The organism is Streptomyces sp. BE20 (assembly GCF_036322525.1).
Taxonomy (GTDB): Bacteria; Actinomycetota; Actinomycetes; order Streptomycetales; family Streptomycetaceae; genus Kitasatospora.
The window spans coordinates 1-518 of sequence record NZ_JAQYWW010000746.1; the positions used below are offsets into that span (position 1 = coordinate 1).

2 pseudogenes are annotated in these 518 nt (G+C 67.8%); both read left to right on the forward strand.

Annotation, left to right across the window (positions count from 1 at the left end):
• Window positions 1-228: pseudogene (locus PUR61_RS16185) on the forward strand (sugar ABC transporter ATP-binding protein); the annotation flags it as partial.
• A pseudogene (locus PUR61_RS16190) lies at window positions 225-518 on the forward strand (ABC transporter permease); the annotation flags it as partial. The pseudogenes PUR61_RS16185 and PUR61_RS16190, both read left to right, overlap by 4 nt.

The window sequence follows — 518 nt, forward strand, 5'->3', positions numbered from 1 at the left end:
ATCTACCAGATCATCGCCGACCTCGCCACAGAAGGCGTCGCCGTCCTCGTCATCTCCTCCGAACTCCCCGAGGTCCTCGGCCTCGCCGACCGCATCGTCGTCATGCAGAACGGCCGCATCACCGGCGAACTCGACCGCGAACACGCCACCGAGGAAGCCATCCTCAACCTCGCCATGGCCGACGACATCGCCGCCGCGACCGCACCCGCCCCTGGAGCACCCTCATGAGCACGACCACCGACACCAAGCCCACCGCCAAGGCCGGCGGGAGCAGGCCCCAGCCGTCCGCGGGCCCGGCGAGGATTCTCGCCTCGATCGGCGGTCAGAACCTCAGCCTCATCGGTGCCCTGATCGTGGTCCTCGCGCTCTTCGGGGTTCTCAACGACAACTTCCTCAGCCTCGGCAACATGCAGGTCATCGCCGAAGCCGCCACCATCACCGGCCTCCTCGCCATCGTCCAGACCGTCGTCATCATCTGCGGCGGCCTCGACATCTCCGTCGGCTCCCAAGCCGGCGTC